Source organism: Pseudomonas sp. GM84, assembly GCF_000282535.1.
GTDB lineage: Bacteria > Pseudomonadota > Gammaproteobacteria > Pseudomonadales > Pseudomonadaceae > Aquipseudomonas.
Window position 1 is genome coordinate 37685 of sequence record NZ_AKJC01000043.1, and the last position, 6000, is coordinate 43684.

Below are 6000 nucleotides of genomic sequence, written 5' to 3' on the forward strand. Positions count from 1 at the left end.
TGCAATTCTCAAGGCAATAAAAAACCCGCCAAATGGCGGGCTTAAGAGTCTCAAGATATAGACATCGCGCTAAACGCACGTCCGAAGTGACATCAAATTAGCCAACTCGCCAAACGGTACCGTCGCTAAAAACAGGTACTTTACCCACCCCGCCGCCCAATAACGTCGCATTGAAAACCGTGGTCTGCGCGTCAGAGACGAAAGCGCGCGCACCGAGACCAGCCGCAACAGCACTAGGGAGATTCGCAACAACGAAAACGGTGCTTTTGACTACCCCGCGCAGGACCGTCTCTTGCACCCCTACATTACCAAGCACAACTTGATTGTCCCGGGTACTGTAGGTCTCGTGCCCAATCGCTATCGAGTTTGATGCGTCGGTTTTCTGCAGCGTATTACTTCCTGAACGACTACCGATAAAAATACTACCCAGCACTTTATCGGCAACCGCCACGAGGCTCCTGCCCGCTTCATGCCCAATGGCTACAACATCGCTGCCCAGGAACTCTTCTACAGCACGATAGCCAATGCCGATTACTCTGTTGCCGGCTGGCGTGCCTCCTGTCCCGGTTGCCTGATTGATCCGCGGGAAGCCCGACGATATGGCGCCTGCCGATCCGCCGACAAACACGCAGTGGCTACCGTTTAAACGGTTTCTTCCGGCAGCTCTGCCTACCACTATACATTCGTCACCGTCTCGCTTGTACTCCCCTGAACCGTATCCCGCAAATATGTTGCCCGCTCCTTGGCACACCCAGCCTGCGCTGTCACCGAGACCGGTATTATTACCGGCTGTCACGCCCTGTTCTAGCGCGCGGAAGCCTACTGCCGTCGCGCCGACACCCGTTGCGTTGAAGCGGCCAGCGCGGGTGCCAACATAGGTGCAATCTGACAGGTCGACACCCAGTTGGGCGGCCACAACGCCGATCGCAATGTTCGAAGACTGGGACTTCTGCGACTCCAAGGCGGATTCTCCGATGCCAATATTAGAGCCGCCAGTTGTAACGCTATTGCACGCATTTCGGCCAATCCCCATATTCCGCTCACCGGCGGGAGAAGCTGTTGGGCCGCGAGTGCCGAGCCAAAAGTTAAAAGCGATATCATCCCACCGCGCAAAGTCGATACCCAACGCTTTGATGTGGGTTTGCGATTTAGTCCCAAGCGCAATCTGGTTACTTTCTGTGGCTAATGCACCATGGCCTATGGCGATTACATCATTATTTACAGCACCGCCCAAGGCATTAAAACCCACTAGTGTTTGCCTGGACCCGGTAGTTGTGTCTCCGCCAGCATTGGTTCCGATGGCAGTGCAAGGCCCGCCAATTGATCTACTAAGAGCATAGGCACCAATGGCAACCATCTCATCACCGCTATATGTATAGCCAGCGCTTCGACCAATCGCAGTATTTGAATCGCAATCTCCCGTTGCAAGCGTCATTGCCTCCGACCCAATAATCACGTTATTGTCAGCGCCTTGCACACGGTATGCCGCATTCTCACCAATGATAACGTTGTCGTTACCCGTTGCGTTATCTCGCCCAGCATTGTTCCCTAAATAGACATTTCGAGCACCGGCGACAAGCGCCTCACTTGAACTTAACTCAAGCCCATCTTTTGAAACTTCGAGTGATGGTGTCTTGGCGTCAGTGCCGACCTGGTCAAGTTCGGGCGACGCGCTAGAATGCTTTGATTTTCCGTTGTTGGATTTCATATTCTCTCCAGATATAAAAAACCGCCAAACGGCTGATTTGAGCAGGTACTTTTCACCTACTTCGGCTGGTTAGATGATAGCAGCGGGCCGCGCAGGAAGCTTTCGACGGGGACGTACAGGGTGTTCAGGGCGTAACTGCGTGGCTTCAATAACTGGCTGATGCCGGAGTACGACTTACCGAGGTTGAGCTCTTCAGCTGGCGACAGTGCGTGGTAATGAGTGATTGAGCCCGGGTCGAAGACGGCTGCGCCAGATGTAGGTACTGTGACTTTCACCCGAATTTTGCTGCCCGCAACAATTGTGTAAGGGATGTCGACAGAGGCGATGGTGTTGTCTCTGGTGACCTGGGTCCTTTCGACTGTAAGAATCGACAGGCCTGGTGGAGAGGAGGAAGGTCTTTGCCGCGGGCCTTCGCCGCTACCCGAAGTTGATAGTCGAATACAGCCTGGAACATCGACTCAGCCAAAGGCGCAGGCGCTCGACTTATTCGGCAGGTCGCCCGGCGGCCTGGCTTCGTTGTACTGCCGCATGGCGTCTACGGCCTGCTGAATCAGCGGCTCGCCAGCCTCAACCATTCCAATAAACGAGCGCTTGTCCACCGCCATGCACCGATCTGTGGTCAGCGTATTATAAGACGCGAACGCCGGACACACTCTGATTGAAGATCTGTAAGGACCGCTATCGACTCAAAACGGTCAGGGTGTCTATGACTCTTCGATACCCGTGGTCATTTCCTCTCCGGTTTATCGGCATCGTCAAAAGCCCCCGTTGCAGCCCACCCAGCGGTATACAACATACCGCTATCTTTTTTTGCTACTGGCTTCGTGTGCTCATCAATCGTGACATCATCGCGGCGAATTTTAGGCGGTTTAAAACTGCTTTCGCAGACACTCGCAAAACTAGCAGGCCTTCTATCGTTGGCTTTGCCTGTTTGTTTTTTCAGCAGGGGAGACGCAACGTCCGGGTACAGCGCTAACACGAGTTTCATTTGCTCTGAGGCATCATAAAGACGTGTTACCTCTGTGCTAGCTCTTTTACCCAATGCGTCCTGCGTGACGGCGTCGACACAATCCAAGTGGTAGAGAAATGACGCGATCTCCTTGTGCTGCTGGTATCCCGCCTGCTCCGACAGCAAAATATTTGCATATATCTCATTTATTTTGTGCCATTTTATTTTTGGCCAGTCACGATATGCGGTGTATCGAAGACTACGAATAAAAAACTCTGCACTCCGTGGCAGCGGATTTTTCAGCTCCAGCCTCACAATCTTGTGAGTAACTGCTGTTTTAGGCGCTGATTGTTTATTGCGTTTTGCCTTCTTAGTCTTTGACTTCGCTTCGTTCATTTATAGCCAATCCATGCCGTTGATCTGAAGATAATGGCACGCAGCCTGCATCCTTGCGACTCCCGCATCTGGATTAGCGCTCAGCTACCCTGTCGCAGGGGTGGTGTGGCCGATCTGGATCGATGGCGGTCGGTCGCGAATTCCGGCAATCGGCGAAGCTGACCTTCGCCTCGTCCATGTCCTGGCCTGGCCTGGCCTGGCCTGGCCTGGCGCTGATTTTCCGCCAGGGTCAGGTCGCTCAAAGCCTTGCCCTGTTCGGCTGTCAGATCGGCGAGGCGGGCGCGGAGAAACACCACGAGATTCACTGAAGCGCCTGGGCGACGTACTTTATCCTGTGGCATTCCTGGATAGCCTCTTCAATTGCTCTCGCAAATTCTTCTCTCAACGCTTCCATGTTTTCCCCTAATTTAGTCATGAAGCGTTTCTGGCCAAAATAGCGTATCCCACCCTTATTTGAGCGCTACCCAGCCAAGGGCGGCGCATGCATGGAGTAAGCCATGATCGTCACACCCTGCGAACAACAGCCACATCGCATTGCAGGGCTAGTTGGATCGCCGCAGTGCCGCTACCTACCAGAGGCTGAGAAAATCTGACACCATCACGCCCTTTTCACCGCAAGCTGCTTCGAGTCAGGCTCTGCGTGTAATCGAAGGGCACAATAAGCCCTCATTTTTTGCTGGGGCGATGGATGAAACAAGGGCGACTCTGGGCGTTGATGCTGATGTGCGTGGTCATGATAGGTTGCGCCACTGCGCCACCTAAAGATCAAAACAACCTGTGCAATATCTTCCGCGAATACCCCGACTGGTATGAAGACTCGCTGGAGATGCAACAGCAATACGGCACGCCGCAACATGTGGCGATGGCAATCATGAAGCAGGAAAGCAGCTTCGTTCACGATGCATTGCCTCCTCGGGATTACTTGCTGTGGGTAATTCCCTGGGGCCGTGTCAGCTCTGCCTACGGTTATGCACAAGCCCAAGATCCCGTTTGGGGTGAGTACAAGGACGGCACCGGCAATGGCGGCTCGCGAGATAACTTCGACGACGCGATCATGTTCATCGGCTGGTACACCGCCGGTACCCAAAAGCAGCTGGGCATCTCCAAGTGGGACACCTACAACCAGTATCTTGCCTATCACGAAGGCCGCGGTGGTTTCAGCCGGGGCACCTTCCGCAGCAAACCCTGGCTGATGCAGGTGGCACGCAAGGTTGAGCAGCAGTCGAAGGTCTACGGCGCACAGCTCAAGCAGTGTCGGGGGGAGCTGGAGGATGATAGTGGCTGGTTCTAAAGCGAGGGGTTGCAGGCTGTGCAGGCGCTGGGGTCCATCCCCACAGAAAACCGATCCAGCAACAGCGAACAGACGGCACCACGACCAGGCCGGCGATTGCGCGTAGCTACATTTCTGGAACCGCGCCCAAGGCTTCCCTGCCGACTCATCATCGACAAAGGCGCTGACGGCAAGCCGTTCACCAAGAACTAGCAGGTGCACATGTGCGGGAACAGCGTAAGCCCGCCTCCAATGGCAGCCCTTGCGCGCGCCAACGACCCTTGGCGCGTAGCTGACCGACAAGCTGCAGCGGCCTAGTCTTCGACTAGCCGGAACTGCATTTCTAGTGGGCCGCCAGGTGCACGAGACTCCATGACAGCTACATGCTTAGCCCCGCACTGCTGACAAAAGAAAACCTGGCGGTCCAAGCCCTCGTCGTGCTTCAACTCAGCATCTGTTTCTTCCTCACAGTTCAGGCAGATGAATTTTCTGGTCATCGCCATTCCTCCTATTCCATACACCTTCAGCGTAGCCGGCCTTAAAGCTGGCTCCGAGGTATTCGCATGACCACAGAAAGCCGATCCAGCAAACCTCGTGCTACGCCCCCCCTAGGCAGGCCCGTTCGGGGAAAGGGCTCGCCCGTGGTTGGGTGTCACGGTTTGTGCCTCAAATAGAGGAACAAGGCCACCGCATCAATCGCGAGCACGACTGCAATTGCGAGGAGCATTAAGTAGTGGTCGACCGGAAGCATTATCTGCATCCCCGATTTGAGCAGTCCATAGATGGTAGCAATTCCTATTCCAATCCCACTACACGTACCCATCGACGTGAACGCCTGTGCTGCGCAGGGAAATCGATGCCCGAACCATGCGGTGTCTTCAGTGTTAAAAAATTCTCCTTGAGACGGAACGTTTTGATAGCACATTGATTCAGAAAGCTTGCTAACAAACAAAATCAGGTTTTTAGGACAAGCGTGATCATGAAGAAAATCATCGCAGCGTCGGTGCTTTCCTTGGCAGCATTTTCTGCAGGAGCAACTGAACTATCCGGTGCAGTGGGCGCGACCTCGCAGGGAGGGCTTACTGCCCGAGCGGGTGTAGGATTAGCCTGGGACAAGACCTGGCTGGAGTCGAACACCGGTCGCCTTACAGGCTATTGGGATGCGGGATACACATACTGGGAAGCAGGCGATGCATCAGGTGGCGCTCATTCCCTTTCGTTCGCTCCGGTGTTCGTGTACGAGTTCGGAAGTGGCAACATCAAACCGTTCATTGAGGCCGGCATCGGCCTAGCGGTGTTCTCCGGAACTTCGGCCGGGGATCAGGAACTTGGCTCCGCCTTCAACTTTGAAGATCGCATCGGAGCAGGGCTGAAAATCGGCGACACTCAAAGAGTCGGCATTCGTGCAATGCACTACTCCAATGCCGGGATCAAACAGCCGAATGATGGGATCGAATCTTACTCCCTGTTCTACAGCCATCAAATTTGATGCCGACGGGCCCGCATTCTTGCGGGCCTCTCTTGAAGCAGCCGCACTGCAGCCTGGTCACTCACCACTTCCTTACCTCCCGGCTAAAGCCCCTCTCCCCTCTATTTCGAGGCGGCGAGACGATCAGCTGCAGGAGCGACTTCGACTGCGATGCGGCGGGCGCGACCATGAACTGGTCAACTATTTTT

General features: G+C 54.6%; 6 protein-coding genes and 1 pseudogene. 3 read left to right on the forward strand and 4 right to left on the reverse strand.

Annotation, left to right across the window (positions count from 1 at the left end):
* Positions 1 to 97 precede the first annotated feature (97 nt).
* The 4 genes and pseudogenes from PMI38_RS26330 to PMI38_RS03280 form a co-directional block, all read right to left on the reverse strand.
* Positions 98 to 1708, reverse strand: a complete 1611-nt coding sequence (locus tag PMI38_RS26330; RefSeq protein ID WP_008090614.1) for a hypothetical protein — start codon at positions 1706 to 1708, stop codon at positions 98 to 100.
* A gap of 56 nt (positions 1709 to 1764) precedes the next feature.
* Positions 1765 to 1983, reverse strand: a complete 219-nt coding sequence (locus PMI38_RS26980; RefSeq protein ID WP_157214840.1) for a hypothetical protein — start codon at positions 1981 to 1983, stop codon at positions 1765 to 1767.
* A gap of 104 nt (positions 1984 to 2087) precedes the next feature.
* Positions 2088 to 2307 (reverse strand): annotated as a pseudogene (locus tag PMI38_RS26985) (hypothetical protein); the annotation flags it as partial.
* A 128-nt stretch (positions 2308 to 2435) separates the two neighbouring features.
* Positions 2436 to 3053 (reverse strand): hypothetical protein, encoded by a 618-nt coding sequence (locus PMI38_RS03280; RefSeq protein ID WP_008090615.1) that lies wholly within the window; start codon positions 3051 to 3053, stop codon positions 2436 to 2438.
* A gap of 122 nt (positions 3054 to 3175) precedes the next feature.
* Between PMI38_RS03280 and PMI38_RS03285 the strand changes: the two genes are divergently transcribed.
* From PMI38_RS03285 to PMI38_RS03300, 3 genes are all read left to right on the forward strand, one after another.
* Positions 3176 to 3361 (forward strand): hypothetical protein, encoded by a 186-nt coding sequence (locus PMI38_RS03285; protein ID WP_043272900.1) that lies wholly within the window; start codon positions 3176 to 3178, stop codon positions 3359 to 3361.
* Between the two features lie 380 nt (positions 3362 to 3741).
* On the forward strand, positions 3742 to 4344 hold the full coding sequence (locus PMI38_RS03290; RefSeq protein ID WP_008090617.1) for a transglycosylase SLT domain-containing protein: 603 nt from the start codon (positions 3742 to 3744) through the stop codon (positions 4342 to 4344).
* Positions 4345 to 5302: 958 nt separating this feature from the next.
* Positions 5303 to 5812 (forward strand): acyloxyacyl hydrolase, encoded by a 510-nt coding sequence (locus PMI38_RS03300; protein WP_008090623.1) that lies wholly within the window; start codon positions 5303 to 5305, stop codon positions 5810 to 5812.
* The last annotated feature ends 188 nt before the right edge of the window (positions 5813 to 6000 follow it).

Bases quoted from the DNA above. Each gene is read 5' to 3' on its own strand.
- PMI38_RS03280 (WP_008090615.1), bottom strand. From the start codon at position 3,053: ATGAACGAAGCGAAGTCAAAGACTAAGAAGGCAAAACGCAATAAACAA.
- PMI38_RS26330 (WP_008090614.1), bottom strand. From the start codon at position 1,708: ATGAAATCCAACAACGGAAAATCAAAGCATTCTAGCGCGTCGCCCGAA.
- PMI38_RS03300 (WP_008090623.1), top strand. From the start codon at position 5,303: ATGAAGAAAATCATCGCAGCGTCGGTGCTTTCCTTGGCAGCATTTTCT.
- PMI38_RS03290 (WP_008090617.1), top strand. From the start codon at position 3,742: ATGAAACAAGGGCGACTCTGGGCGTTGATGCTGATGTGCGTGGTCATG.
- PMI38_RS03285 (WP_043272900.1), top strand. From the start codon at position 3,176: ATGGCGGTCGGTCGCGAATTCCGGCAATCGGCGAAGCTGACCTTCGCC.